This is a genomic window from Methylosinus sp. KRF6 (assembly GCF_018887255.1).
In the GTDB taxonomy this organism is placed as follows: domain Bacteria; phylum Pseudomonadota; class Alphaproteobacteria; order Rhizobiales; family Beijerinckiaceae; genus Methylosinus; species Methylosinus sporium.
Window position 1 is genome coordinate 2,905,114 of the sequence record NZ_JAHLJF010000001.1, and the last position, 25,059, is coordinate 2,930,172.

A 25,059-nucleotide genomic window follows, 5' to 3' on the forward strand; every position below is an offset into this window, starting at 1 on the left:
TGTCACTGACGACCCCGTCAATGCGCGACGAGGCGCGCTCGGGTCTGCTCCAGCTTGTGCAGCAGTTTCGGCGTCACCGCGCCGGTGACGGGGAGGCGATTGTCGCGCTCGAATTTCTCGATCGCCTGCTTGGTCGCGCCGCCCATCCTGCCGTCGGCGTTCAGCGCATAGCCGAGCTTGGCGAGCGCGCGCTGGGCGGCCAGCATATTCTTGTCGGCCTCATCCGTCTTATGGGCGTCCTTCTTGGGCGCGAGCAGCGCGCCGATCGCGTCGCGTTTCTCGGCCTGTGTCGACTCCGGCTTGGCTGTGGGCTTGGCCGCGGCATGAGCCGTCGGCGCGGGCTGGATCGCCGGGGGCTGCGCCGGGGCCGCCACGGCCTGCGGGCGTGCGGGCGGGAGCGGCGCCTGCGCCTCGGCGGCGGCGCGCGGCTCGGGCGCGAAGGAGCGGAACAGCGGCGCCGGATGGCGTCCGTCCTGGAAATAGAGCGCGTTCAACGGCACGCCGATCGCCGTCACGCCGGCGAGGCAGAGGAAGACGATCCCGCGCCTGCGGCCGCCGAACAGTCTCGTCAGCGGGCCTTTTTCGGCCTTGGCGCTGGCCTTGGAGCCGCGGCCGCGCCGCGTTTCGCCGCGATCCTCGTCGCGGAGCAGGAAATCATGATTGGCGCCGGCGAGAGCTTCACGCAATTTTCTTCACCCTGTCTTCGGCGGCCTCGAGCTCCTCGGCGGGACGGATGACGCCGCGGCGGGCGATCGTTTCGATCCTGGCGAGAGCGGGGGCTTTGTTCTGAAAGGGACGGCAATCGAGCGGCAGGCGCACGGTGACGCTGGTGCCGCTGCGCGGCGCGCTTTCCACCGCAATGGTTCCGCCGTGCAGGCCGACGAGGCCGCGCACCACGGAGAGGCCGAGGCCGGTGCCTTCATAGGCGCGGTCATGGCTGGCGCTGGCCTGGAAGAAAGGATCGCCGAGCCGGCCGAGATCGGAGGCGGAAATGCCGATGCCGCTGTCTGTGACGGAGAGCGCGAGGCAATTGCCGTCCGGAGCGAGGCGGATGCGCACGCGGCCGTTGGCGGGCGTGAATTTCACCGCATTGGAGAGAAGATTGATGATGATCTGCTTGCAGGCGCGCTTGTCGCCGACGATCTCCTCGAGCCGCTCGGGATAATCGCGCGCGAGCGTCACCTGGCCCTGCTCGGCCTTCAGCTGCATCATGCTCACGCATTGCTCGACGAGCTCGGGCAGAGAGAAAGGCTCGGGCGAAAGCTGCATCGAACCCGATTCGATCTTCGACATGTCGAGGATGGTGTTGACGACGGCGAGCAGATGCTGGCCCGAATTGCGGATGATCTCCGCATATTCGCGGCGCTTGGCCGGATCGGCGGGCGCGAGCTGCTCGCTCGCCAGCATTTCCGAGAAGCCGATGATGGCGTTGAGCGGCGTGCGCAGCTCATGGCTGACATTGGCGAGGAAGCGCGTCTTGCCGGCGGCGGCCATCTCGCTCTCGCGGCGCGCCGCTTCGATCGTCTCGGCGGCGTGACGCTGCGCCGTCACATCGCGCAGAATGCAAACGACGCCGGCCGCGCTTTCCCCTTCGGCGGCCTCCATCTGGCTGCTGCGCGCCTCGAAAAAATGAAACACCGGCTCGAGGAACTCGCCCTGCTCGTTGCGCGAATGGCCGATGCGCAGCCGCAGCGTCGCCCGTATCGTCTCGCCGGTCGCTATGGCGTCGGAGACGAGCTTGAGAAAGGCCGGGCGGTCGCCGACATGGACGCGCTGGAAAAAGCCGCGTCCCATCAATTCGCGGGCGTCGAGGCCGTAAGCCTCGGCCGCGTCGCCGATGAGGGTGGAGACCGCGCCGCCCTCGTCGAAGCCGATGACGAGATCGCCGGCGGCCTCCGAGACGAGCCGCAGATCGCGGGCGCTGCGCGCCTCCGCCTGCGAGCGGATCGTCTCGACCCGCGCCGCACAGCGGGCGAGCAGAACGACATAGAGAACGAGAGGCGCCGCGAGCAGCGTCTCGAGAAATCCGCCGCCGTCGGCCGCGGTCAGAGCGGCGGAGGCCAGAACCGCGAGCGCCCCGAAGGCGACGGTCGTGACCAGAGTGAGATCGAGCGCGAGCGTCGCCTCGATGAGGGCGAGCGCTCCGAACGGCGCCGCGGCGCCGGAGTGCTCGCCGGCCGCGAGGCAGGCGGCCGCGAGCGCGAGCCAGCCGAAAGCGGCGATCGACTGCGCGACCTTCAGATCGTCGAGGCGCAGCAGAGCGACCACCGACAAGAGCGGCAATTGCGCCAGAGCGAAGATCGCGCTCTCGCCGAGCGTCGGCGCGCCATGGACGACGATCCACAGCGGGGCGGCGATGAGCACGCCAGCGGCCAAGGCCAGATGCGAGAAGAGGAAGGCTTCGCGCCGCGCGCGCTCCATCGAATCGATCGGGCGTCCGGATTGCGCCAGACGCTCGATCCACTCGCTCGACACGGCCGCCCAAGGTGCAGTTGGCTTACGCAAATTCACGCTCCCGATCGAGCCCAATGTGACAAATCGGTGTTAAGTGACTGCTAAACCGACCATAGAAATGGAAGAAATCCGTTTTCGTCGGGGACGGAAAGCGGCTTATGGTTTGCGACTTCTTAGCCCTCCGGCCCCGCTCGCGCCGGCGTGTTTCGCGACACTCGACATTTACGAAGCGGTAAGGGACGCAGGCGAACGTTTCGCCGACGCGCGGCGGCTCCGCGTCGGCGAAGCGAGGCGGCGATCGTGGGATTCTTGTTCAAAACTCTGTTTTTTTTAGGGGTGGTCTGTCTCCTCGTCATGCGTGACGCGGACCACGATCCGGCCCCGCGCGAGCGCGCAGCGCCGGCGCGTTTTCCCGCCGCGGCTCGGGCCGAGCCGGCTTCGAGCGTCGAGCGCAAGGTCTCGCCGGTCGAGACGGCGCGCGGCGCCCTTTCGGAGCTCGCGGAAGAGGCGGCGGGCCGAATCGCCGCTGTCGCCCGCGATCATTGCATGGCGCATCCGATGGAATGTCTGCGGGCGGCCGAACGAATCGGCCGGGCGACGGCGCCGGTCGAGCCGCCGCGGCGCCCCGCTGGCCTCGGCGCGGCGCCGTGATTGCATCGACGCAGGCGATCGAGCCAATGCGCCGGCGATTGCGCCAAAACGGACAGTGGCCATATAGAAGTCGGCATGGCGTCTCCAGCGGGCGAGCGAACAATGGTGATAGACGAGATCATCGGCAATTTCGAAATGCTCGACGAGTGGGAGGACCGGTATCGATATCTCATCGAGCTCGGCCGCACTCTGGAGCCGCTGCCGGACGAAGCCCATACGGAAGAGAACAAGGTTCGCGGCTGCGCGAGCCAGGTGTGGCTGGAGAGCAAGGTGATCCGCGAAGGCCGCGGCGCGCCGATCCTCTCGCTGCGCGGCGACAGCGACGCCCATATCGTGCGCGGGCTCGTGGCGCTGATTCTGGCGCTCTACTCCGGCCGGCCGGCCGATGAGATCGCCGGTCTCGACGCCATGCCGCTGTTCACCGAGCTCGGCCTCGCCCAGCATTTGACGCCCCAGCGCAGCAATGGCGTCCGCGCCATGGTCGAGCGCATCAAGCACGAAGCCCGCGCCGCTCTCGCGGCGTGATTTGCCCGTTGCGCGCGAACGGGGTAAATCCCGCCCGGGCGTGACGGAGCATGACTGAAAACCCGCATCTGACCTTCGTTCTCGGGGGCGCCCGCTCCGGCAAGAGCGGCTTCGCCGAGCGGCTCGTGACCGCCGGGCCCGGCCCCTGGACCTATATCGCCACCGCGCAGGCTTTCGACGAGGAGATGCGCAGCCGCATCGCTGCGCATAGAGAGCGGCGCGCCGGCGATTGGCGCACGATCGAAGCGCCGCAGGCGCTGGCGCAGGCCATTGGCGAGGCTCCGGCGGAGCATCCGCTGCTGGTCGATTGCCTCACGCTCTGGCTGAGCAACCGCCTGCTGGCGGAGGCGGATTTGCGCGCCGATCGCGCGGCGCTGCTCGAAGCCCTCGCCGAGCGGCGCGCGCCGACCGTCGTGGTCTCCTCCGAGGTCGGCCTCTCCATCGTGCCGGAGAATGCGCTGGCGCGGCGGTTTCGCGACGCCGCCGGCGAATTGCATCAGGCGGTCGCCGGCGCTGCGGGGCGGCTCTATCTCGTCGTCGCCGGTTATCCGCTCGCGGTGAAGTGACGCGCCGCCATGCGCGCGGTCGCTTTCTCCAACATGGCCGGATCGTCCATGGCGCGAGCGAGCAGCACGCCGCCCTCGAAAGCCGCGAGAATCGCCTCCGCCTCGGCGGCGTCGCCGCGCAGCGCGACGCGCAGCCAGGCCAGCGTCTCGGCGAAGAAGCGCCGCGCCTCGGCGCCGACCTCGGAGGGCAGGCCGCCGACCTCCGCCGCCAACATGCCGAAAAGGCACATGCGCTTCTTCTCGGCCACGGTGCGGCGGAACATTTCCGCGAGCATCCCCACCGCCTCCGCTGGCGTGCGGGTCAGCGGATCGCCGAGTTCCTCGACGCAGAGATCGGCGTAGCGCCGCGCCACCGCGGCGACCAGCGCCGGCTTGGTGGGGAAAAAATAATGGACGCTGGCGCTCTTCACTCCGACATCGGCGGCGATGTCGCGAAAGCTCACGCCATTATAGCCGTAGCGGCAGAGCCGCTCCTCCGCGCTGTCGAGAATTCTCGCGGCAGTCCCTTCGCCGCGTCGCGCCGTCGCCATCCCGTCTCCCCCTTTCCTCGGAGAGGAAGCGCCATTGACAGGCCCTTCGTCAATGGCGCATGGTTCACCTATCATCTGATAGGTAAGCGCTCATCGCAAGGAGGGAAGGCCATGTACGACATGCAGAATGTGAAGCGGCTGAAAGCGGTCGGCGAATCGGCGCCCACGGCCTTGGAGGCGTTCAAGCAATTCGACGCGGCGGCCATGGCCGAGGGCGCCATCCCCAAGAAATACAAGGAGCTGATCGCCCTCGCCGTGGCCATGACGACGCAATGCCCCTATTGCCTCGAAATCCATCGCAAGCAGGCGATCGCCGCCGGCGCGACCGAGGCCGAGCTCGCCGAGACCGTCTTCATCGCCGCCGCGCTGCGCGCCGGCGCCGCCGTCACCCATGGGACGCATATCGCCGGCATGGAGTGAGTCTTTCCCGACAGATTTCGCCCGAGCTCATTGCGCCGCGAGCCGATCGGCCGCGGCGATGATTTCCGCCAAAGTGAAATCGGTGCGGCCCGCAAAGCTCTGAAAGATCGCCTCCAGCCGCGGCAGATCGGCGAGGCTCTCGAGCCCGAGCCGCAGATCGGGCCGCGCGACCTCCGCCGGGGCTTTCAGGCTCAGCGGGCGATAGATGCGGCTGTTCTCGCGCAGAAAGGCGGGGCCGCGGCGACGCTGCTCCGGCTCGCCGCAGCGCTTTTCCGCCTCGGTCAGCGCCGCGGCGGTGAAGCCGTCGATCTCCATGCCGCGCGGATAGGCCGGCGCCAGCGTATTGCCGATCCAATCCAGCATTCCATCGGTCATTTGCAACAGATCGGCGACTTGCGTGACGAGCGCCGGATCGATCAGAGGATTGCGGGCGTCGAGCGAAATCCCGCCCTTGGCGCCCGCCGCCGCCATCGCCGCGAGCTGGCGGCCGATGAGATCGTCGCGCTCGCCGGTCTGGCAAGGCGTTCCACGCGCGGCGCAAAAATCGCGAATCGGCGCGTCTTCCGGCTCGTCGCTGGTGGTCACGACGATACCGACGAGCTTTTCCGCATGGGTCAGTCGATCGAGCAGCCGCCCGAGCAGAGGCGCGCCGGCGAGCGGCGCCAGCGCGCCGGTCTCGCGGCCGTCCTGCATCGTCGTAGCGGAAATAATGGCGAGGACGTTCATGAACGCCGCCTTTCATCGCAGAGCGCGGCCGCCCACGGCGGCCTTTCCGCACGCAGCAAAAGCAAGCGATGCGCCATGTCGCCGACAGGTTCGTCGCGACGCGAAGCTCTCGCCGCGTAAATCGGCTTCGTAAGCGGGCGCCAGAGCCCTTATGCTGCGCAGCGAATCGGCGCGGAGCGCGCGCCGCGATGCGGAAAGGATGGCGATGTCGGGGACTGCTGCGTTCCAGTGGGGCGAATATCGCGAGGCTCTGCTGTTTTTGGGCACAGCGGGCGTCGTCGCGCCGCTGTTTCATCGATTGCGCGTCAGCCCCATCATCGGCTTTCTGCTGGCCGGCGCGGCGCTCGGGCCCTTCGGCCTCGGCAAGCTCGCGGAGCGTCACGAATTTCTCTCCGCCATCGCGCTGAGCGATCTCGAGGGCGTCGCCAAAATCGCCGAATTCGGCCTCGTCTTTCTGCTGTTTATGATCGGCCTCGAGCTCTCCTGGGAGCGCCTCGCGCGGATGCGGCTGCTCGTCTTCGGGCTCGGCCTGTCGCAAGTCGTTCTCTGCGGCGGCGCGATGGCGGCGGCGGGCGTGTTCTGGGCCGGGCTCGGCCCGGCTCCCGCGGCGCTGCTCGGCGCGGCTCTCGCAATGTCGTCCACGGCGATCGTCATTCCTCTGCTCGCCGAGCGCCGGCGCCTCAATCGCGCCGCCGGCCGCGCCGCCTTTTCGGTGCTGCTGCTGCAGGATCTGATGGTCGCGCCGCTCTTGTTCCTCATCTCCTTCCTCTCCGAGCCCCATGCCGAGACCGAAGGGCTGAAGGCGCTGCTCGCCTTTCTGCCGGCGCTCGTGGCCATGGCCGCGCTCATCGCCGGCGGCCGCCTTTTGCTGCGGCCTTTGTTCCATCTCGTCGCGGCGGCGCAATCGATCGAGCTCTTCACCGCGACGAGTCTGCTGGTCATTATCGGCGCCGGCGTCGCCAGCGCCGCGGCGGGCTTTTCGATGGGCATGGGCGCCTTCATCGCCGGCCTGCTGCTCGCCGAGACGGAATATCGCCGCGAGATCGAGGTGACGATCGAGCCGTTCAAAGGACTGCTGCTCGGCCTCTTCTTCGTCTCCGTCGGCGCCGGGCTCGATTTCGATCGCGTGATCGAAGATTTGCCGCAGGTGCTCGTCATCGCCATAGGCGTGATCGCGATCAAGACGCTCATCGTCTTTCTGCTCGGCCGCGCGTTTCGGATGCGTCCGCGCATAGCGGCGGAAGTGGCGCTGCTGCTCGCGCCCGGCGGCGAATTCGCCTTTATTCTCGGCGGCGCGGCCATCGCCTCCGGCGTGCTGCCGAGGAATCTCGGCGCCGACGCCATGCTCGCCGTGACGCTCGGCCTGTTCGCGCTGCCGGCGCTGGCGCGGCTCGGCGAATGGCTCAATCCCGGCCGCCGTCTGCAAGACGACGAGGCCGAATTCGCGCATCTCGCGCCGGAAGGCGATGTCGCCGCCGGCAAAGTGGTCATCGTCGGCTATGGGCGCGTCGGCGCGCTCATCGGCGATATGCTCGGCCGCCACGAGATTCCTTTCGTCGCCGTGGACAATGACGTCAATCTCGTCGCGCAGACGCGCGACAAGGGCGTCGATATCTGCTGGGGCAATTGCATGAGGCGCGAGTTTCTCGTGCTGCTCGGCGTGGCGCAGGCGCGCGCTCTGGTGGTGACGGTGGAAAATCCGCAGGCGGCGCAGGAGATCGTGCGCCTCGCCCATCAGGAGCGCGCCGATCTGACGATCGTCGCGCGCGCTCGCGACGCCTGGCACGCCACGGATCTCTATGAGCTCGGCGCCAGCGACGCGATACCGGAGACGATCGAGGCGAGCCTGCAACTCGCCGAGACGGTGCTCGTCGATGTCGGCGTGCCCATGGGCTATGTCATCGCCTCCATTCACGAGAAGCGCGACGAATATCGCAAGCTTTTGCAGCCGACCGGCGAGGCGGCGCGCCAGCGCGCCGATCGCGCCTCGACCCGGCTTCTGGAACTGAAGAAGCGGCGCGCGCGGCCGGCGCAAGGGCTGGAAGACGAAGCGTAGCGACGCGTCCAAATCCCGGGCTCAATCTTCCGCGATCGCGCGCAAGAACTCCTCCGCTGCGATGACGCTCTCGCCATCGAGCGTCCGGGTGAGGACCAGACGCCGCAACACGGCGTCGCTCGCCACCGCGCGCGGAGCGAGACGGCGGCGCTTGGCGATATCGAGACGCAGCCGGATCAGCTCGCGATAGAGCCGCTCCTCGGCCACGCTGAGCCGCTCCTCTGTCGGCTCGACGGAGAGGCCCGGCGCCGCGGCGGGGATAGGCGTCTCCTCCGGCTCGTCCAGACGCTCGGCGTTCGCGCCGGCAAAGCGCGCGAGCGCCGCCACGCGCCAGCCGAGCGTCACCAGCCCGGCGCGGCGCGGCAGCGCCAGCAGGCCGCCGCGGCAATTGTCGCAACGGCCGCAGCGGCCGCTCTCCTCGCCGAAGGCCGCGAGCAGCGTCTGGAAGCGGCAGGAGGGGGTGAGGCAGAGCCGGGCCATGGCGCGACGGCGCTCCGTCTCTCCCAAAGCGATGGGATCGTCGGCGGGCGGCGCGAAGCCGAAGCGGCCGGCGAGCTCGCGCGGATCGAAGAGGGCGAGCGCATCGGCGGGCAGCCCGTCGCGGCCGGCGCGGCCGATCTCCTGATAATAGGCCTCGATCGAATTGGGCGTATCGGCGTGGAAAACGAAGCGCAGGTCTTTTTTGTCGACGCCCATGCCGAAGGCGATGGTCGCCACCATGGTGACGCCGGCGCGCTCGAAGAAAGCGTCCTGATGCGCCGCGCGCGTCGTCGCATCGAGGCCGGCGTGATAGGCGAGCGCGTCGAAGCCGAGCCGGCGCAGCGTGGCCGCCATTGCGTCGGCCTTGCGGCGCGAATTCACATAGACGACGCCGCTCTCGTCCTCCCGCCGGCGCAGGAAGCGCGTCAGCCGCCCCAGCGCATCGCCGCGCGGAGCGAAGGAGAGGCCCAGATTGGGCCGGGCGAAGGAGGAGACGAAAACCTCGGGCGTGCGCGCGAACAGGCTGGCGATGATGTCGGCGCGCGTGCGCGGGCCGGCGGTCGCCGTCACCGCCAGCACCGGCGAGCCGAGCCGCGCCGCGATCTTGCCGAGACGGGCGTAATCGGGGCGAAATTCGTGACCCCAATGCGAGACGCAATGCGCCTCGTCGACCGCGAGCAGCGCGACTCCGGCGCCGCGCAGCAGCTCGATGGTTCCGTCTTTGGCGAGGCGCTCCGGCGCGAGATAGACGAGCCGCGCCCGGCGGTCCGCTATGGCGGCGACGGCTTCGCCATAGTCCTCCTCGCTCTCTCCCGAATGGAGTGCGACCGCGGCGACGCCCGAGCGCTCGAGGCCGCGCAATTGATCGCGCATCAGCGAGATGAGCGGCGAGACGACGACCGCCGGGGCGATCCCCATCGCCGCCGGCAATTGATAGAGCAGCGATTTGCCCGCGCCTGTCGGCATCACCGCGAGGACGTCGCGCCCCTCGAGCAGAGCGGCGACCGCCGCCTCCTGGCCGGGAAGAAAATCGTCATGGCCGAAGCGTGCGCGCAGAATGCGCCGCGCCTCGTGCAGGTCGGCGGGAGCGCGGCGCAAGGCGGCTCAGATCGACGCGGCGCGCGGGACGAGCACCGAAATGCGCGCCAGCTCCGAGAGGCTCTTGGCGCGCATTTTCACCATCAGCCGGGCGCGATGGACCTCCACCGTGCGCACGCTGATGCCGAGCTCATGGGCGATGATCTTGTTGGGCCGGCCGTCGAGCACGCCGACCAGCACCTCGCGCTCGCGCGAGGTGAGGCTCGCCAGACGATCGCGCGCGGCCGCGGCCTCGGAGCCGAGGCCCCCGGCTCCGCCGCGTCCGCCCAGAGCGTGGCGCACGGAGTCGAGCAGAGACTCGTCGTCGAAAGGCTTCTCGAGCAGATCGACGGCGCCGGCCTTCATCGCCTGGACAGCGAGCGCCACATCGGCATGGGCGGTGATGACGATGACCGGCAGATCGAGGCCGCGGGCCTCGATCTCCGCGAGCAGCTCCAATCCGCTGATCTCCGGCATACGCACGTCGGTGACGACGCAGCCGCCTTCGCCCCGGCCGACGCTCGCCAGAAAATCGCGCGCGGAGGCGTGGGCGCGCACGTCGAAATCTTCCGTCTTCAAGAGAAGCTTCAGGGAATCGCGGACGGCGGCGTCATCGTCGACGATATGAACGATGGCCGGCGCGCTCGTCATGGCCGGCCTCCGCCGCGCCGAGACCGGCCGTCGCCTGAAAAGCCGAGATCGAAAAAACCGTTCGGTCGCATCGAGAATAGGGTCCGACCACCCGGGCGGTTCTGCGCCCCGACAGGCGCTGTCTGGCCGGGATGATCCTATGCGGCGGGCCGATTGGCAATAGCCCCGGGCCTCTGGTCACATCTCCGGTCCGGAGCGCCGACGAAAATCGACGAATAGGGCGGCGGCGCGGTCAGCGCTCGCCCCGCTGATAGAATAGGCGCGAGCCGAAGCGGGCGATGATCGGCTCGCCGCCTCGCAGCGGCTCCGCCGACTCGCCCCGCGAAGAGCGCCGGCGTCCTTCGCGCGCGGCCTCCCGCGCGAAGGAGAGCACCACTCCCGGCTCGCGCAAAGCCCCGCCGCCGGAGGCGCAACCGCGCCGGACGTCGAGGTAATGGCCGAGCAGAGCGGCCTCGAAGGTCGCCTCGGCGGCACGCGGACGGGCGACGATGCCGACCTCCGGATGGGCGGTGAGCAGCAGCCGCAGCACGATCATGAGATCGGCGGCGCGCGCGGTCACGCCGAGATCGAGAAAGCCGCGCAGATCCGCGACGATCATCTCGCGCACGGCGGAAAGTCCGCGATGGCCGTTGAGCAGATAGCTCTCGAGCAGCGCGTCATGCTCGGGAGAGGGGACGGCGCCGAGAACCAGCTCGTGTGAAGCCAGGCCCGCCTGGGCCGCGCATTGCGACACGGTAATCATGGGACGCTCCTTACGCGTTACGCAAACTCGTTACAGTTCGATGGAGATGCGGTCAGCCGGCGACAAACGATGCGCGGCTGTCGGCGAATGGGCAAAGGGACCGGACGAGCGGATCGCAATAGACGAGACGCCGGAAGAATTGCTTCAAATTGATCGGTTGCGTACGGAGATAAAATTGATGGATGGATGTCATCTGCGCCAAATCTCCCTGGTCGGCCGGATCGCGGCAGGCCTTGTAGATCGTCAATACTTGTTGCTCGGCAAAACCAAAATTAGGACATGTACTTATACGCCGCGCACGCGCCGCGGGCTACGAGCAAACGTATTATTTTTCAATATGTTGAATGGGAGGCCGCAAGGCGCGTCCGGAGCGCTTTTCTGCGATGTTGGACGAAAGAACAGAAAACTCTATTCATTTATCGGTCCAATATACTACAAATCTATTCAAATTCGATCTATTCGGGCCCGAGCCGCGCGCTGAAGGCGACGCTCGCCGGGAATGGCCCGAGTCTAATCGCGAAAGGCGGAGACGCCCCAGATTTCCCAAGCGACATAGGCGACGAGTCCGCCGCCGAATAGGAGATGCACGAGCAGCGCCCGCGTGTCGGGCCAAAAGCCCAGCATCCAGGGCGAGATCACGAGCCACACGCCGACGATGAGATATTCGGGCGTTTCGCTGTCGTCGAGCTCCGCGAAAGCGACGGCCGAAAGCGCCAGCAGGATGACGGCCGAGAAGCTCGTCGCCAGCGTCGCCATCCAGCTCGTGTAGTGGAGGATCCAGGGCGCGAGCAGCAATATCGCCGCGACGGCGAGGCTGCTCCAATCGGGAGTGTGAGAGATGCGCTGCGTCGGCATGATGCCTTCCCGCCCGCCCAGCCTTTGGACGATGAGCGGCGCATATGGCGTCGGGCGGCCCCGCCTTCAAGCGGTCGCTCAGACGGGGCTCCCGAGATCGGCGATGACGGCGCCGAGGAAACGCGCCGCCTCGCCCCCGGTGACGACGCGATGGTCGAAAGTGAGGCTCAGCGGCAACATGCGCCGCGCGACGGGACGGCCCTCGTCATCGGCGACGATCGCACGGCGAATGCGCCCCGCGCCCAGAATGGCGACGGTCGGCGGCAGCACGATGGGCGCGGCGTAGCGCCCCGCTATCATGCCGAAATTGGAGAGGGTGATGGTGGCGCCGCGCAATTCGTCCGGCGGAATGCGGCGCGAGTCGATGTCGGCGCGCATTTTGTTCAGCCCGGCGCGCAGATCGGAAGGATCGCGCTCGGCGACATTGCGCAGCACGGGCACGAACAGCCCGCCCTCGGCGGAATCGACGGCGATGCCGAGATCGACCTTGGCGAGCACGCGCCGCGCCAGCGCATGAGATTCGAACCAGGCGTTGAGCCCCGGCTCGACGCGGCAGCCGGCGACGAGCGCGCGAATGAGCCGCAATGTCGTATCCTCGCCCTGGCCCCAAGCCTCTATGTCGGCGTCGTCCACCACTGTCGCCGCCGCCACCTCGGCCTGCGCCTGCGCCATATTCTGCGCCATGGCGCGACGAAATCCGCGCAGAGGCTCGGCCGGCGCCGCCTCCGACAATATGCGCGCGACGCGCTGCACATCGGCCGCGGTGATGACCCCATCGGCGCCGGAGGGCGTCACCATCGCAAGATCGACATCGAGCCGTCGCGCCAGAGCGCGCACCGCCGGCGTCGCGCGCAGGCCGGCGCCGTTGCGGCCGAGCGGCGCCGCGCCCTCTTGCAGCACGCGGCCGCTCGTCTCCATCGCGCCGACGACGGTTCCCTTGTCCTCTCGCGCCTGCTGCGGCGCTTCGCCGTCGCCGACGAAAGCGATGAGCGGCCCGCCGATGCGGATGATCTCGCCCGCCTGCGCGAACAGCTTTTCTATGCGTCCGGCTTGCGGCGAAGGGATCTCGACCACCGCCTTGGCCGTCTCGACGGAGACGAGCGGCTGATCGACGGCGACATCCTCGCCCGGCGCGACATGCCATTGCACCAGCTCGGCCTCTTGCAGGCCTTCGCCGAGATCGGGAAGCTTGAAGACGCTCATTCCGCCTCCATCGTCTTGCGCACGGCGTCGGCGATGCGCGCGACGCTCGGCAAATATTGTCCCTCGAGCCGCGCCAGCGGCATGACGACGTCATAGCCGGTGACGCGCCGCACCGGCGCTTGCAGAAAATACAATCCGCGCTCGGCGATTATCGCCGCGATCTCGGCGCCGAAGCCGGCGGTGCGCGCGGCCTCCTGCACGATGACGCAGCGGCCGGTCTTCTCGACCGAACGAAGAATCGTCTCGGCGTCGAGCGGCTTCAGCGTCGCGACGTCGACGACCTCGCAATCGACGCCCTCGCTCGCGAGACTCTCGGCGGCGGCGAGCGCCTCGTGCAACATGCCGCCCCAGGCGATCAGCGTGACGTCGCGTCCCTCGCGCGAGACGAAGCATGTGTCGAGCGGCAGGCTCTCGCCATCGTCGATCACCTCCTGCTTGAAGAGGCGATAGAGCCGCGTCGGCTCGAGGAAGACGACCGGATCGGGATCGCGTATCGCGGCGAGCAGCAATCCATAGGCGCGTGCGGGCGAAGACGGAATGACGACGCGCAAGCCCGGCGTATGCGCGAGCATGGCCTCGGGGCTTTCCGAGTGATGCTCGGGCGCATGAATGCCGGCGCCATTCGGCGCGCGCAAGACCATGGGGCAGGTGAGCCGCCCGCGCGTGCGATTGCGCAGGCGCGAGGCGTGATTGATGAGCTGATCCATCGCCGGATAGATGAAGCCGCTGAATTGAATCTCCATCACCGGCTTCAGTCCCATCGCCGCCATGCCGACGGCGACGCCCGCGATGGCCGCCTCGGCGAGCGGCGTATCGATGACGCGCGCCGAGCCGAAACGCTGCTGCAAGCCGAGCGTGGCGCGAAACACGCCGCCATTGACGCCTATGTCCTCGCCGAGCAGCAGCACGGCGGGGTCATGCTCGAGCTCATGCGCCAGCGCGCGATTGACCGCTTCGACGAGAGTGAGCTCAGCCATTGCCGCCTCCCTTCGGAGCGAAACGCCGCGCCTCCTCATATTGATCGCGCATCGACTCCGGCAGATGCGCGAAGAGATGATCGAACATCGCCGAGAATTCTTGCGGCGGCGTCGCCAGATAGGCGGCGACGGCGCGCTCCACTTCCTCGGCGCAATCCTTCGCGAGGCGCGCCTCCCGCTCCTCATTCCACAATCCGCGCGTCGTGAGATATTTGCGCAGCCGCGCGATCGGCTCCTTCTCCGCCTCGCGCCGCACGATTTCGCCGTCGCGATAGCGCGACGCGTCATCGGCCGTCGTATGATCGCCGAGCCTGTAGCTGAGCGCCTCGATCAGCGTCGGCCCGCCGCCGTCGCGCGCCTTCTCTATTGCGCTGCGCGCGACATGACGCATGGCGATCACATCATTGCCGTCGACCTGACATCCCTCGACGCCGGCGGCGACCGCCTTTTGCGCGAGCGTCGCCGTCGCCGATTCGCGCTCGCGCGGCGTCGAGATCGCCCATTGATTATTATTGATGACGACGACGAGCGGGACGCGCCAGACGCCGGCCATGTTCAAGGCGGAATAGAAATCGCCGGTCGAGGCGCCGCCGTCGCCGATGATCGTCACCGCGACGCGTTTCTCCTTGCGCAGCGCGAAGGCGTAGGCCGCGCCCGCCGCATGGGCGATCTGCGTGCCGACGGGAACGCAGATCGGAAAATCGCTGCGCGGAACGGCGTAATCGCTGCCGCGCTCGTCGCCGCCCCAATAGACGAGATTTTCCACCATGGTCATGCCGCGCAGCAATTGCGCGCCATGGTCGCGATAGGATGGCGCGAGCACATCCTCGCCGCGCATGGCCGAGCCTATGCCGACGCCGATCGCCTCCTGCCCCAGAGCGGAAGCGAAAGTGCCGAGCTTGCCGGTGCGCTGCAGAGCTATGGCTTTGCCATCGTAAGCGCGCGTGCGCGTCATCGCCCGATAGAGTCCGAGCAGAAGCTCCGCCTCTATCGCTTCGCGCGGGGTCGCAGGGTCGAGCTCGCCCGACGCGGAGAGGAAACGGAGAAAGTCGATCTGGAAGGAGACGCCAATGGTCATCGGCCTGCCTCGAGCTTCGTCGAAGTGAGGTAAGGCGCCGCATCGCGCTTTTCATCTGCTCTAGGGAATTTTTTGCTTCGAGACGCGCCGTGCGCTTGAATGCGCCTCGCCTCGCGCCCAGTTTTTGGTGCATGTCCGCGTCGTTCAAATCTGACGCCTTCCCCTTCGTCGACGAATTCGGTCCGGCGAAAATCGTCTATGCCAGCACGCCCGGCGTCGGTCTCGAGGCGATCGTCGTGATCGACAATGTCGCCGCCGGCCCCGCGATCGGCGGCGTGCGCATGGCGCCGGATGTCGGCGTCGAGGAATGCTTCCGCCTCGCGCGCGCGATGACGCTGAAGAACGCCGCCTGCGGCCTGCGCCATGGCGGCGGAAAATCCGTCATTTTCGGCGATCCCGCAATGCCGCCGCAGGAGAAGGAGCAGCTCATTCGCGCCTTCGCCAAGGCGATCGAGCCCTTGACGGATTACATTCCGGGGCCCGACATGGGCACGAATGAAACCTGCATGGCCTATGTGCATGACGAGATCGGCCGCGCTGTCGGACTGCCCGCCGCGCTCGGCGGCATTCCGCTCGATGAAATCGGCGCGACCGGCTATGGCGTCGCCATAGCCGCCGAAGCCGCCGCGCCCTTCGCCGGGCTGAAGCTCGCCGGCGCCCGCGTCGTCGTCGAAGGCTTCGGCGCCGTCGGGCGACATGCGGCGCGATTCCTTTCGCGCAAAGGCGCGATATTGGTCGGCGCCTCCGATAGCCGCGGCGCGATCTATGACGCCGCCGGTCTCGACATAGACGCATTGGCGCAACTGCGCAGAGAAGGCGCCAGCGTCGCCGGCCATGCGCGCGGCGAAGCGCTGGCGCCCGATGCGCTGCTCGCCGCGCCCTGCGACATATTCATCCCCGCCGCGCGGCCGGATGTGCTGCGCGCCGACAATGTCGGCCGGCTGCAATGCAGGCTCGTGGTGCAGGGCGCCAATATTCCGGCGACCGCGGAGGCGGAGCGTGAGATGTTCGAGCGCGGCATTGTCAGCGCGCCGGATTTCATCGCCAACGCCGGCGGCGTCATCTGCGCATCGGTCGAATATGCCGGCGGCGACGAGAAAGCCGCCTTCGCCGCCATAGACGAAAAAATCTCCCGCAACATGCAGGAGATCATCGCGCGCGCCTCCCTCGGGCGCGTCTCGCTGCGCGACGCCGCCACCGCATTGGTGCAGGAGCGTCTGCGCGAGATGATGGCGACGCAGCGCTGGCGCTGAACGTCAATTCACCGCTTCTATCGCCAGCGCGATCGCCTCGCCGCCGCCGATGCAGAGTGCGGCGACGCCGCGCCGCAGCCCATATTTGCGCAGCGCCGCCAGCAGCGTGACCACGATGCGCGCGCCCGAGGCGCCGATCGGATGGCCGAGCGCGCAGGCGCCGCCATGCACATTCACTTTCTCGCGCGGCAGGCCGAGCTCGCGCATGGCGGCCATCACGACAACAGCGAAAGCTTCGTTGATCTCGAAGAGATCGACGCTCGCGAGCGGCCAGCCGGCCCGCTCGGCGAGCTTGCGCATGGCGAGGATCGGCGCTGTCGGAAAAAGATTGGGCGGCCCGGCATGAGTCGCATGGGCGCGGATGATCGCGAGCGGCGTGAGGCCGGCGCGCTCGGCGCGGCTGCGCCGCATCAGCACCAGAGCGGCGGCGCCGTCGGAAATGGCGCTGGAATTGGCGGCCGTCACCGTGCCGCCATCGCGAAACGCCGGCTTCAAATCGGCGATCGACTCGATCTTCGCCTTTGCCGGCAATTCATCGCGCGCGATCGTCGCCGTCGCGCGACCCTGCGTTTCGATCGGCGCCATCTCCCAATCGAAAGCGCCCTCGCGCGCCGCCTGCTGCGCGCGCGTCAGCGAGAGCATCGCATAATCGTCCTGCATCAGACGCGTGAATTGATGTGTCGTCGCGCAATCCTCGGCGAAATCGCCCATCGGCCGACCTTTGTCATAGGCGTCCTCGAGCCCGTCGAGAAACATATGATCGACGAGCTTCTTATGACCCATGCGATAGCCCTCGCGCACGCGCGCGAGAAGATAAGGCGCATTGCTCATGCTCTCCATGCCGCCGGCGACGATCGCGTGCGCGCTGCCGGCCAGCAATTGATCATGCGCGAGCGCGACCGCCTTCATGCCGGAGCCGCACATTTTGTTGATCGTCACGCAGCCCGCCGCCTCCGGCAGACCGGCGGCGAGCGACGCCTGACGCGCCGGCGCCTGGCCGAGACCCGCCGAGAGCACGCAGCCCATCAGCACATCGTCGATCTGATCTGTCGGCGCATCGGCGCGCGCAACGGCCGCGCGAATAGCGGCAGCGCCGAGTTGCGGCGCCTCGAGGCTCTTCAATTCGCCGAGCATCGCGCCGATCGGCGTGCGCGCCGCGCCGATGACGACGACGGGATCCGTGCTCTCGCTCGTCGTCATGTCCAGCTCCTAAACGCGAGCTCCGGCGCCGCGCCGCCGTCGAGCAGAGCCTTCACCGAAGCCTCGTCCACTTCCGCGAGCGTCGCTGGCGACCAATGCGGATCGCGGTCCTTGTCGATGACGGCGGCGCGTATTCCCTCGAAGAGATCATGCGTCGACAGCATATTGCAAGCGGTCCGAAACTCCTGGCGCAGACATGTCTCGAGAGAGGGAGCTTCGGCGGCGCGGCGCAGCAGCTGCAGCGTCGCTTTCAGCGCCGTCGGCGAGCGCTTAGAGATCGTCGCCGCCGCTTCGCGCGCGAAATCGGAACCCTCCATCTTCAGCGCGGCGATGATGCGCTCGACGCTCGAATGCGCCATCACGCGGCGCAGCAGCGCTTCGCGCCGCGACAGAGCGCCGAAGCCGCTCGATTTCGCAAAGCGCGCCAGCAGCGGCCGCGCCTCCTCGGCGTCGCCTATCTCGCGCAGGAGCGCGAGCAGCTCGGGCAGCGACGCCGAATCGACGAGCACGTCGGCGAGGCCGGCGAAAATCGCATCATGCGGACCGACCGTCTCACCCGACAGCGCCATGAAGCGACCGACGCCGCCATTGCGCGTGAGCAGCCAGGAGCCGCCGACATCGGGAATGAAGCCTATGCCTGTTTCCGGCATGGCGAGCCGTGTGCGCTCGGTCACGATACGCAAATTTCCATGCGCGGAAAGACCGACGCCGCCGCCCATGACGATTCCGTCCATCACCGCGACATAAGGCTTGGGAAAGGCGGCGATGCGCGCGTTCAGCTCATATTCTTCCCGCCAGAATGTCTGATAGAGGTCGCGCGCGTCGCTGCGCAGCTCATAGAGCGCGCGTATGTCGCCGCCCGCGCAAAAGCCGCGTTGGCCTTCGCCCGTCGCCACCACTGCGACGATCTCGCGATCCGCGCCGAATGAATCGAGCGCGCGTCTGAACTCTCGGACCATGTCGAGCGTCAGGCTGTTGAGAGCCTTGGGCCGATTCAGCGCGATCGAGCCGACATTGCGCGCGCGCACGACGAGAATATCATTCATCCGACGCCGTCCTTGCGCCGCTTTTCCAGCAGCGCGAGCGCGGCGCGGCTGCGGGTCGTCCGGCCGAGCCTTTCGCAAATGAAGACGCCGGCGTCGATGAGCGCGGCGAGATCGACGCCGGTCTCTATGCCGGAGCGCTCCAGCATATAGACGACATCCTCGGTTGCGACATTGCCGCTCGCGCCGGGCGCGAATGGACAGCCGCCGAGGCCTGCGACAGAAGAGTCGATGGCCGCGACGCCCATCTCCAGCGATGCGAAAATATTGGCGAGCGCCTGGCCGTAGCTGTCATGGAAATGCACGGCGATCTGCGACATTCGAATATCGCGGCCGACCTCTTCCAACAATCGGCGCGCCTGTAGCGGCGCGCCGACGCCGATCGTGTCGCCGAGCGAAATCTCATGGCAGCCGAGCGCACAGAGATCGCGCGCCAGCGTGGCGACGGCGCGCGGGGCGACATCGCCTTCGTAAGGACAGCCGAGCGCGCAGGATATATAGCCGCGCACCTCGAGCCCGGCGCCATTCGCTGCTTCGACCACCGGCGCATAGCGCGAAAGGCTCTCGGCGATGGAGCAGCCGATATTCTGCTTCGAGAAGCTCTCGCTCGCGGCGGCGAAAACGGCGACGCCGCGCACGCCGCAGGCGATGGCCTCCTCTAGCCCGCGCATATTGGGAACGAGAACGGACAAATGCACATGCGGCGGCGGCCGCAGCCGCGCGAGCACGGTTTTGGTATCCGCCATTTGCGGAACGCGCTGCGCCGAGACGAAGCTCCCAGCCTCTATATTGCGAAGCCCCGCGGCGGCGAGCTTCTCGATCAAAGCGACCTTGGCCTCCACGGAAACGATCGCGCTTTCGTTTTGCAGCCCATCGCGCGGGCCGACCTCGACGATGCGCACGCGCTTTGGAATGGTCATGTCGCTTTCCCTTCGGCGAAGACGACCAGCGCTTCGCCCTGCTTCACCATGTCGCCGACCGCCGGACGAATTGAGGATATGCGCCCGTCGCGCGGCGCGGACAATGATATCTCCATCTTCATCGCCTCGAGTGTCAGCAGCTGGGCGCCCTTCTTCACGCTTTCGCCGACGCCCACATAGAGACCGGTGACGCGCCCCGGCAGCGGAGCCGTGAGCTCCGCGTCGGCTTCGCTCTGCGCGCGCGGCGGCGCGAGCGGATCGACGACCGACAGCTCGAAATTTCGTCCATCCGATATGACGACGAAGCCTTGCCTGCCTTCGATGATAGAGAGCTTTCGCTCGACACCGTCGACGCGCAGGCTCATGCGGCGCTGGTTCGTCTCATATTCGACGAGGACATGCGATTTCGGCGTCTCGAGCCGAAAGGCGCCCAGCGCCAGCGGCGCGAGCGCGACTGCAATGTCGCGATCGCCGAGCCGAAAGCAGAGCTTCTGCCGCGCCGCGCCATTGAGGCGCCAGCCGTCGGTCGCATCCCATGGCGTCGTATCGCCAGATTCTGCGCGAAGAGCGGCGAGCCAGGCCGCGGCCCCTGCGGAAACGACGATGGTCTCGGCTTCTTCATCCAAGGCCTCTTCTCCCGCGAGGATCAGATCGAGGTGGCGCGGCAGAAATTGCGTATCGATGCGCGCCGCTTCATAGGCTTCGCTGTCGAGAATCGCGCGCAGCAGGAGCTTATTGGTGCTCACGCCGACGATCTCGCAGGCGCGCAAGGCCGCGAGCAGACTCCTGCGCGCTGCGTCGCGATCCGTTCCCTGCGCGACGATTTTGGCGAGCAGCGGATCGTAGAAGGGCGTGACGACGTCGCCCTCGCGCACGCCCGTCTCCACACGAATCGAAATGGTTTCGCGCGCCGTACGCCAGTGATCGAGCCGGCCGACGGAGGGAAGAAAATCCTGCGCCGGCGTTTCCGCATAGAGTCGCGCTTCGATCGCATGTCCCTGAAGCGCGATCTTCTCCTGCGTCGCCGGCAGAGGCTCGCCGGCTGCCACCCGCAATTGCCATTCGACGAGATCGACTCCCGAAATCATTTCGGTTATCGGATGCTCGACTTGCAGCCGCGTATTCATCTCGAGAAAATAGAAGCTCTCGCCCATGACGAGGAACTCGATCGTCCCTGCGCCGATGTAAGCGACGGCGCGGCCGGCGGCGAGGGCGGCCTCGCGCAGCGCAGACCGCAGCTCGGTCGAGAGCCCCGGTGCGGGCGTCTCCTCTATGATCTTCTGGTGACGGCGCTGGATCGAGCAGTCGCGCTCCGGGAACGCCACGAGGCCGCCATGCGCATCGCCGAAGATTTGCACTTCGACATGACGCGCCTCGAGCGCCTTTTCGATCAGCAAGGAGTCGTCGCCGAATGCGGAAGCCGCCTCGCGTCGCGCGCTCTCTATCGCCCCGCGCAGTTCGCTCGCCGTGGCGACGAGCCGCATCGCTTTGCCGCCGCCGCCGGCCGAGGCTTTGACGAGAACAGGATAGCCGATGCGCGCCGCCGCCTCGACGAGACTGGCCGTGTCCTGCGAGTCATGAAAGCCGGGGACGATCGGCACGCCGGCGCGCTCCATCGTCAAGCGCGCCTGCGCCTTGGAGCCCATGAGGCGTATGGCTAGAGGCGTCGGCCCGATGAAGACGAGGCCGGCCTCGATGCAGCGCTCGGCGAATTGCGCATTTTCCGACAGAAAGCCATAGCCGGGGTGCACGGCCTCGACGCCCGCAGATTGCGCGACAGCGAGGATTTTCTCGATCGAGAGATAGCTCTCGCGCGCAGGCGCTGCCCCCAGCGGATAGGCTTCATCCGCGCGCGCCACATGAAGCATATGCCGGTCGACGTCCGAATAGACGGCCGTCGTCGAAACGCCCAAGCGTTCGGCGGTGGCGATGATCCGGCAGGCGATTTCGCCGCGATTGGCGATGAGGATTTTACGAAACATCGTCGACGTTCCGATCTCTTCGCCAAGAGGGCGGGCGCTTCTCCAGAAAGGCCGCGAGGCCTTCCTGTCCTTCGGGAGACGCGCGCCGGGCGGCGATTCGTTTCGCGGTGGCGCGCATCAGCGCGTCATCGATCGCGACATCGCCGAACAATGCGGTCGAAGCCTTCGCCTCCGCTTGGGCGCCCGGCGCGCCCAGCAATAGTGCTTCCGTTATTCGTGCGACGCGCGCATCGATCTCCTCGATCGGCGCGATCTCGTGAACGAGACCGAGCGCGCGCGCATGAGCGGCAGGGATCGTCTCTGCGGTGAGGAAATAGCGCCGCGCCTGGCGCGCGCCGATCGCGCGCTGAACATAAGGGCCAATGACCGAGGGCGTGAGGCCGATCCGCACCTCGCTCAGGCAAAAGCTCGCGGTATCGGCGGCCAAAGCGATATCGCAGCAGGCGACGAGCCCAACGCCGCCGCCATAGGCGGCGCCATGGACGCGGGCGATCGTCGGCTTGGGCAGAGAGTCGAGCGTGTGCATCGCGCGCGCCAGCAGAAGCGCGTCGTCTTCATTGGCCTGTGACGTGTCTTCGGCGACGTGCTTCATCCATTCTATGTCGCCGCCCGCGCAAAAGGCCGCGCCTGCGCCAGCGAGCACGAGCAAGCGCGTCTCGGCGTCATGCGCGGCGTGCTCCAGAGCTGCGACGAGCTGCGTCGTCATTGTGTAGTTCAAGGCGTTGCGACGTTCCGGCCGCGTGAGCGTCAGCGTCGCCACGCCGCGGGAATCGAGTGATGAAGCGATAAAGGACATGCCGGGCCTCACATGCGAAACAGGCCGAAACGCGTCGCTTCGAGAGGCGCATTGGACGCCGCTGCGAGACAGAGCGCGAGCACGCGGCGCGTGTCGAGCGGGTCGATGACGCCATCGTCCCAAAGACGCGCGCTCGCATAATAGGGATGGCCTTGTCGCTCATATTGTTCGCGGATATGCGCTCGGTAAGCGTCATGCTCCGACTGTGGCCAGTCGAGCCCCTTGGCGGCGTAGCTGTCGCTGCGCACGCGTGTGAGGACTTCCGCGGCTTGTTCTCCGCCCATGACGGAGATGCGCGCATTGGGCCAGCTCCACAGAAAGCGAGGACTATAGGCGCGGCCGCACATTGCGTAATTTCCGGCGCCGTAGCTGCCGCCGACGATAACGGTGAATTTCGGCACGGCTGCGGTCGCCACCGCCGTGACCAGCTTTGCGCCGTCCTTGGCGATGCCGCGCGCTTCGTAATCGCGGCCGACCATGAAGCCGGTGATGTTTTGCAAGAATAGGAGCGGGATGCCGCGTTGCGCGCAGAGCTCGATGAAATGTGCGCCTTTGAGCGCGCTCTCGGCGAATAATACGCCATTGTTGGCGAGCACGCCGATGCGATAGCCGCAAATATGCGCGAAGCCGGCGACGAGCGTTTCGCCATAGAGCTTCTTGAATTCGTCGAATTCGCTGGCGTCGACGAGCCGTGCGATGAGCTCGCGCGCATCATATTGCCGGCGGCGATCGGCGGGAACGAGTCCGTAGATTTCCGTTGCGTCATAGAGCGGTTCGCGCGGCGCGTCGCGCTGGAGCGAAGACTGCGGCGGCGCGCCGAGATCGGCGACGATCATTCGCGCGAGGCCGAGGGCATGGGCGTCGTTTTCCGCATAATGATCGGCGACGCCGGATTGGCGCGTATGGACACGGGCGCCGCCGAGATCTTCGGCGCTGACGATTTCGCCGGTCGCCGCGCGCACCAGATGCGGCCCGGCGAGGAAGATGGCTCCGGTGTCGCGCACGATGATCGACTCGTCGGACATGGCGGGCATATAGGCGCCGCCGGCGGTGCAGGAGCCCATGACGATGGCGATTTGCGCGATGCCGGACGCCGACATTTGCGCTTGATTGTAGAAGATGCGGCCGAAGTGCTCGCGATCGGGAAATACTTCGTCCTGGCGTGGGAGATTGGCGCCGCCCGAGTCGACGAGATAGAGGCAGGGAAGCCGGTTCTGCGCGGCGATCTCCTGCGCGCGCAGGTGCTTTTTCACGGTCAGCGGAAAATAGGCGCCGCCCTTCACCGTCGCGTCATTGGCGACGATCATGCAGGCGCGCGCGCGAATGCGTCCGACGCCCGCGACGACGCCCGCGCATGGCGCCTCTCCATCATAGAGATCATAGGCGGCGAATTGGCCGATCTCCAGAAAGGGCGACATCGGATCGACGAGCGCGTCTATGCGCTCGCGCGCCGTCATCTTGCCACGGGCGACATGCTTTTCGCGCGCCGTCGCGCCGCCGCCCTCGGCGATGCGCGCGGCCTCGGCGCGCAAATCTGCGACGAGGTCGCGCATCGCCTGCGCATTGGCCGCGAATTCCGCGGAGCTCGTGTCCAATCGTGTTTCTAAAACGGGCATTGGCAATTCTCTCGTCGCGACGAACGCCGCCGCGAAGCTTCACGCAGTCTCGCTGAAGAGCTCACGACCGATCAACATGCGACGAATTTCGCTGGTGCCGGCGCCGATCTCATAGAGCTTGGCGTCGCGTAGCAGCCGGCCGGTGGGATAATCGTTGATATAGCCATTGCCGCCGAGGCATTGAATGGCTTCCAGCGCCATGCGCGTCGCGCTCTCTGCGGCGAAGAGAATGGCGCCGGCGGCGTCCTTGCGGGTGGTGCGTCCACGGTCGCAGGCGCGCGCAACGGCGTAGACATAGGCGCGCGCGGCGTTGAGCGTCGTATACATATCGGCGAGCTTGGCCTGCATGATCTGGAATTCGCCGATCGGCTGGCCGAACTGCTTGCGGTCATGCACATAGGGGACAACGATGTCGAGGCAGGCGCGCATGATGCCGATGGGGCCGCCGGCGAGCACGGCGCGCTCGTAATCGAGCCCGCTCATCAGCACATTCACGCCGCGCTCGGGCAGGCCGAGGACATTTTCTTCCGGCGCCTCGCAATCGGAGAACAGCAATTCGCATGTGTTGGAGCCGCGCATTCCGAGCTTGTCGAGCTTTTGTGCGCGTTCGAATCCCTTGAAGCCTTTTTCGATGATGAAAGCCGTTATGCCATGCGCGCCGGCGCCGGGGTCGGTCTTGCCATAGACGATCACGACATCGGCGTTGGGACCATTCGTCACCCACATCTTGTCGCCGTTCAGCACATAGCGATCGCCGCGCTTTTCGGCGCGCATCGACATATTCACGACATCCGAGCCGGCGCCGGGCTCGGACATTGCGAGGGCGCCGATGTGCTCGCCGGAGACGAGCTTCGGTAAATAGCGGCGCTTCTGCTCGCGCGTTCCATTGCGGCGCAGCTGATTGACGCAAAGATTGGAATGGGCGCCATAGGAGAGGCCGACGGAAGCGGAAGCGCGGCTCAGCTCCTCCATTATGACGACATGCTCGAGATAGCCGAGGCCGGCGCCGCCATAGTCCTCCTCGACGGTTACGCCGAGCAGGCCGAGGGCGCCCATTTTGCGCCAGAGATCGGAAGGGAAATCATTCTCGCGATCGATTGTCGCGGCGCGCGGCGCGATTTCTCGCGCTGCGAAAGATTCGACCTGGTCGCGCAACATATCGGCGGTTTCGCCGAGCGCGAAATCGAGCGAAGGAATCCAGTGACGCATCGGTCCCGAGCCTCCGGACGCGATAGGGGCGTATATTTGGCGCCGGCGC

The 25,059-nt window shown here is 67.1% G+C and carries 24 protein-coding genes; 6 read left to right on the top strand and 18 right to left on the bottom strand.

Translation table 11 applies throughout. The features are described from left to right. Positions 1 to 17: 17 nt before the first annotated feature. Positions 18 to 686 (bottom strand): peptidoglycan-binding protein, encoded by a 669-nt coding sequence (locus KP010_RS13905; protein ID WP_142863427.1) that lies wholly within the window; start codon positions 684 to 686, stop codon positions 18 to 20. Then, complete coding sequence (locus tag KP010_RS13910) at positions 679 to 2,505, bottom strand: PAS domain-containing sensor histidine kinase (RefSeq protein ID WP_253203629.1); 1,827 nt, start codon at positions 2,503 to 2,505, stop codon at positions 679 to 681. The genes KP010_RS13905 and KP010_RS13910 overlap by 8 nt, the downstream gene beginning before the upstream one ends. Positions 2,506 to 2,754: 249 nt before the next feature. On the opposite strand from KP010_RS13910, the gene KP010_RS13915 reads away from it, so the two are divergent. The 3 genes from KP010_RS13915 (at position 2,755) to cobU (ending at position 4,196) form a co-directional block, all read left to right on the top strand. Next, a complete protein-coding gene (locus KP010_RS13915) occupies positions 2,755 to 3,105 on the top strand; it encodes a hypothetical protein (RefSeq protein ID WP_142863426.1) in 351 nt (116 codons plus the stop codon). A gap of 102 nt (positions 3,106 to 3,207) precedes the next feature. Next, positions 3,208 to 3,630, top strand: coding sequence for a SufE family protein (locus tag KP010_RS13920; RefSeq protein WP_142863425.1), 423 nt, complete (start codon positions 3,208 to 3,210; stop codon positions 3,628 to 3,630). A 50-nt stretch (positions 3,631 to 3,680) separates the two neighbouring features. After that, positions 3,681 to 4,196, top strand: coding sequence for a bifunctional adenosylcobinamide kinase/adenosylcobinamide-phosphate guanylyltransferase (cobU, locus tag KP010_RS13925; RefSeq protein ID WP_142863424.1), 516 nt, complete (start codon positions 3,681 to 3,683; stop codon positions 4,194 to 4,196). Here the strand turns inward: cobU and KP010_RS13930 are convergent. Further along, complete coding sequence (locus KP010_RS13930) at positions 4,175 to 4,726, bottom strand: TetR/AcrR family transcriptional regulator (protein WP_142863423.1); 552 nt, start codon at positions 4,724 to 4,726, stop codon at positions 4,175 to 4,177. The two genes, cobU and KP010_RS13930, sit on opposite strands and share 22 nt — an antisense overlap. Positions 4,727 to 4,837: 111 nt before the next feature. Here KP010_RS13930 and KP010_RS13935 point away from each other — a divergent pair, with 111 nt between their 5' ends. Next, the gene (locus KP010_RS13935) at positions 4,838 to 5,146 is read left to right on the top strand and encodes a carboxymuconolactone decarboxylase family protein (protein ID WP_142863422.1); all 309 of its coding nucleotides are present in this window, start codon (positions 4,838 to 4,840) and stop codon (positions 5,144 to 5,146) included. Positions 5,147 to 5,173: 27 nt separating this feature from the next. On the opposite strand, the gene KP010_RS13940 is transcribed toward KP010_RS13935, so the two are convergent. Then, positions 5,174 to 5,872 carry a spore coat biosynthesis protein F gene (locus KP010_RS13940; RefSeq protein ID WP_142863421.1) on the bottom strand — a complete coding sequence of 233 codons (699 nt, stop codon included), beginning with the start codon at positions 5,870 to 5,872 and terminating at the stop codon, positions 5,174 to 5,176. 205 nt (positions 5,873 to 6,077) lie between these two features. Between KP010_RS13940 and KP010_RS13945 the strand changes: the two genes are divergently transcribed. Continuing rightward, positions 6,078 to 7,928 (top strand): cation:proton antiporter, encoded by a 1,851-nt coding sequence (locus KP010_RS13945; RefSeq protein WP_216280972.1) that lies wholly within the window; start codon positions 6,078 to 6,080, stop codon positions 7,926 to 7,928. A gap of 21 nt (positions 7,929 to 7,949) precedes the next feature. Here the strand turns inward: KP010_RS13945 and KP010_RS13950 are convergent, their stop codons facing one another. From KP010_RS13950 to pdhA, 7 genes are all read right to left on the bottom strand, one after another. Continuing rightward, a complete protein-coding gene (locus tag KP010_RS13950; RefSeq protein WP_142862151.1) occupies positions 7,950 to 9,506 on the bottom strand; it encodes an ATP-dependent DNA helicase RecQ in 1,557 nt (518 codons plus the stop codon). 6 nt (positions 9,507 to 9,512) lie between these two features. Further along, on the bottom strand, positions 9,513 to 10,136 hold the full coding sequence (gene fixJ, locus KP010_RS13955) for a response regulator FixJ (protein WP_142862152.1): 624 nt from the start codon (positions 10,134 to 10,136) through the stop codon (positions 9,513 to 9,515). A gap of 232 nt (positions 10,137 to 10,368) precedes the next feature. Next, a complete protein-coding gene (locus KP010_RS13960) occupies positions 10,369 to 10,878 on the bottom strand; it encodes a hypothetical protein (protein WP_216280973.1) in 510 nt (169 codons plus the stop codon). A 510-nt stretch (positions 10,879 to 11,388) separates the two neighbouring features. Further along, positions 11,389 to 11,733 (bottom strand): SPW repeat protein, encoded by a 345-nt coding sequence (locus KP010_RS13965; RefSeq protein ID WP_142862153.1) that lies wholly within the window; start codon positions 11,731 to 11,733, stop codon positions 11,389 to 11,391. 78 nt (positions 11,734 to 11,811) lie between these two features. After that, positions 11,812 to 12,936 (bottom strand): dihydrolipoamide acetyltransferase family protein, encoded by a 1,125-nt coding sequence (locus KP010_RS13970; protein ID WP_108915274.1) that lies wholly within the window; start codon positions 12,934 to 12,936, stop codon positions 11,812 to 11,814. Continuing rightward, the gene (locus KP010_RS13975) at positions 12,933 to 13,913 is read right to left on the bottom strand and encodes an alpha-ketoacid dehydrogenase subunit beta (RefSeq protein ID WP_142862154.1); all 981 of its coding nucleotides are present in this window, start codon (positions 13,911 to 13,913) and stop codon (positions 12,933 to 12,935) included. The genes KP010_RS13970 and KP010_RS13975 overlap by 4 nt, the downstream gene beginning before the upstream one ends. After that, on the bottom strand, positions 13,906 to 14,991 hold the full coding sequence (pdhA, locus tag KP010_RS13980; protein WP_142862155.1) for a pyruvate dehydrogenase (acetyl-transferring) E1 component subunit alpha: 1,086 nt from the start codon (positions 14,989 to 14,991) through the stop codon (positions 13,906 to 13,908). Before pdhA ends, KP010_RS13975 begins: the two co-directional genes overlap by 8 nt. Positions 14,992 to 15,122: 131 nt before the next feature. Between pdhA and KP010_RS13985 the strand changes: the two genes are divergently transcribed. Beyond that, positions 15,123 to 16,244, top strand: coding sequence for a Glu/Leu/Phe/Val dehydrogenase (locus KP010_RS13985; RefSeq protein ID WP_142862156.1), 1,122 nt, complete (start codon positions 15,123 to 15,125; stop codon positions 16,242 to 16,244). A gap of 3 nt (positions 16,245 to 16,247) precedes the next feature. On the opposite strand, the gene KP010_RS13990 is transcribed toward KP010_RS13985, so the two are convergent. From KP010_RS13990 to KP010_RS14020, 7 genes are read right to left on the bottom strand one after another with little or no spacing between them, the layout of a single operon-like run. Then, on the bottom strand, positions 16,248 to 17,444 hold the full coding sequence (locus tag KP010_RS13990; protein ID WP_142862157.1) for an acetyl-CoA C-acyltransferase: 1,197 nt from the start codon (positions 17,442 to 17,444) through the stop codon (positions 16,248 to 16,250). Beyond that, a complete protein-coding gene (locus KP010_RS13995) occupies positions 17,441 to 18,490 on the bottom strand; it encodes an enoyl-CoA hydratase/isomerase family protein (protein WP_142862158.1) in 1,050 nt (349 codons plus the stop codon). The genes KP010_RS13990 and KP010_RS13995 overlap by 4 nt, the downstream gene beginning before the upstream one ends. Beyond that, entirely contained in the window at positions 18,487 to 19,407 is a 921-nt protein-coding gene (locus KP010_RS14000; protein WP_142862159.1) for a hydroxymethylglutaryl-CoA lyase, read from the bottom strand. Before KP010_RS14000 ends, KP010_RS13995 begins: the two co-directional genes overlap by 4 nt. Beyond that, the gene (locus tag KP010_RS14005; RefSeq protein ID WP_216280974.1) at positions 19,404 to 21,389 is read right to left on the bottom strand and encodes a biotin carboxylase N-terminal domain-containing protein; all 1,986 of its coding nucleotides are present in this window, start codon (positions 21,387 to 21,389) and stop codon (positions 19,404 to 19,406) included. Before KP010_RS14005 ends, KP010_RS14000 begins: the two co-directional genes overlap by 4 nt. Continuing rightward, a complete protein-coding gene (locus tag KP010_RS14010) occupies positions 21,379 to 22,185 on the bottom strand; it encodes an enoyl-CoA hydratase-related protein (RefSeq protein WP_142862161.1) in 807 nt (268 codons plus the stop codon). The genes KP010_RS14005 and KP010_RS14010 overlap by 11 nt, the downstream gene beginning before the upstream one ends. 8 nt (positions 22,186 to 22,193) lie before the next feature. Beyond that, a complete protein-coding gene (locus KP010_RS14015; protein ID WP_142862162.1) occupies positions 22,194 to 23,801 on the bottom strand; it encodes a carboxyl transferase domain-containing protein in 1,608 nt (535 codons plus the stop codon). 39 nt (positions 23,802 to 23,840) lie between these two features. Beyond that, the gene (locus tag KP010_RS14020; RefSeq protein ID WP_142862163.1) at positions 23,841 to 25,010 is read right to left on the bottom strand and encodes an isovaleryl-CoA dehydrogenase; all 1,170 of its coding nucleotides are present in this window, start codon (positions 25,008 to 25,010) and stop codon (positions 23,841 to 23,843) included. Between the last annotated feature and the right edge of the window lie 49 nt (positions 25,011 to 25,059).

Excerpts from the sequence above, each read along its gene's own strand:
- KP010_RS13920 (WP_142863425.1), top strand. The coding sequence starts at position 3,208 with ATGGTGATAGACGAGATCATCGGCAATTTCGAAATGCTCGACGAGTGG.
- cobU (WP_142863424.1), top strand. The coding sequence starts at position 3,681 with ATGACTGAAAACCCGCATCTGACCTTCGTTCTCGGGGGCGCCCGCTCC.
- KP010_RS13930 (WP_142863423.1), bottom strand. The coding sequence starts at position 4,726 with ATGGCGACGGCGCGACGCGGCGAAGGGACTGCCGCGAGAATTCTCGAC.
- KP010_RS13935 (WP_142863422.1), top strand. The coding sequence starts at position 4,838 with ATGTACGACATGCAGAATGTGAAGCGGCTGAAAGCGGTCGGCGAATCG.
- KP010_RS13940 (WP_142863421.1), bottom strand. The coding sequence starts at position 5,872 with ATGAACGTCCTCGCCATTATTTCCGCTACGACGATGCAGGACGGCCGC.
- KP010_RS13945 (WP_216280972.1), top strand. The coding sequence starts at position 6,078 with ATGTCGGGGACTGCTGCGTTCCAGTGGGGCGAATATCGCGAGGCTCTG.
- fixJ (WP_142862152.1), bottom strand. The coding sequence starts at position 10,136 with ATGACGAGCGCGCCGGCCATCGTTCATATCGTCGACGATGACGCCGCC.
- KP010_RS13960 (WP_216280973.1), bottom strand. The coding sequence starts at position 10,878 with ATGATTACCGTGTCGCAATGCGCGGCCCAGGCGGGCCTGGCTTCACAC.
- KP010_RS13965 (WP_142862153.1), bottom strand. The coding sequence starts at position 11,733 with ATGCCGACGCAGCGCATCTCTCACACTCCCGATTGGAGCAGCCTCGCC.
- KP010_RS13970 (WP_108915274.1), bottom strand. The coding sequence starts at position 12,936 with ATGAGCGTCTTCAAGCTTCCCGATCTCGGCGAAGGCCTGCAAGAGGCC.
- KP010_RS13975 (WP_142862154.1), bottom strand. The coding sequence starts at position 13,913 with ATGGCTGAGCTCACTCTCGTCGAAGCGGTCAATCGCGCGCTGGCGCAT.
- pdhA (WP_142862155.1), bottom strand. The coding sequence starts at position 14,991 with ATGACCATTGGCGTCTCCTTCCAGATCGACTTTCTCCGTTTCCTCTCC.
- KP010_RS13985 (WP_142862156.1), top strand. The coding sequence starts at position 15,123 with ATGTCCGCGTCGTTCAAATCTGACGCCTTCCCCTTCGTCGACGAATTC.
- KP010_RS13990 (WP_142862157.1), bottom strand. The coding sequence starts at position 17,444 with ATGACGACGAGCGAGAGCACGGATCCCGTCGTCGTCATCGGCGCGGCG.
- KP010_RS13995 (WP_142862158.1), bottom strand. The coding sequence starts at position 18,490 with ATGAATGATATTCTCGTCGTGCGCGCGCGCAATGTCGGCTCGATCGCG.
- KP010_RS14000 (WP_142862159.1), bottom strand. The coding sequence starts at position 19,407 with ATGACCATTCCAAAGCGCGTGCGCATCGTCGAGGTCGGCCCGCGCGAT.
- KP010_RS14005 (WP_216280974.1), bottom strand. The coding sequence starts at position 21,389 with ATGTTTCGTAAAATCCTCATCGCCAATCGCGGCGAAATCGCCTGCCGG.
- KP010_RS14010 (WP_142862161.1), bottom strand. The coding sequence starts at position 22,185 with ATGTCCTTTATCGCTTCATCACTCGATTCCCGCGGCGTGGCGACGCTG.
- KP010_RS14015 (WP_142862162.1), bottom strand. The coding sequence starts at position 23,801 with ATGCCCGTTTTAGAAACACGATTGGACACGAGCTCCGCGGAATTCGCG.
- KP010_RS14020 (WP_142862163.1), bottom strand. The coding sequence starts at position 25,010 with ATGCGTCACTGGATTCCTTCGCTCGATTTCGCGCTCGGCGAAACCGCC.